Below are 235 nucleotides of genomic sequence, written 5' to 3'. Positions count from 1 at the left end.
GAACGGGTGCAGCCGCCCCGCCATAACCACCAGGTCAGCGAAGCGCAACAAATGAGAAGCTGGTGAGGGCAAAGCCCTCTTTTTAGAGTTGAACACGTCTAGGCTTCATCCCGACACGTCTGTGTCGCAGATGAGCATTGATCAATGAGAACGATCAAGCCAATCGAGCTATTAGTACCGGTAAGCTTCACACATTGCTGCGCTTCCACACCCGGCCTATCAACGTGGTCGTCTT

General features: G+C 53.2%; 1 rRNA gene. It reads right to left on the bottom strand.

Annotation, left to right across the window (positions count from 1 at the left end):
- Nucleotides 1–150: 150 nt before the first annotated feature.
- Nucleotides 151–235 (bottom strand): 23S ribosomal RNA (locus IB244_RS31855); the annotation flags it as partial.

It is taken from the genome of Rhizobium sp. RHZ02, from assembly GCF_014851575.1.
In the GTDB taxonomy this organism is placed as follows: Bacteria; Pseudomonadota; Alphaproteobacteria; order Rhizobiales; family Rhizobiaceae; genus Rhizobium; species Rhizobium altiplani.
This window is presented reverse-complemented; position numbering and strand designations above follow the sequence as displayed.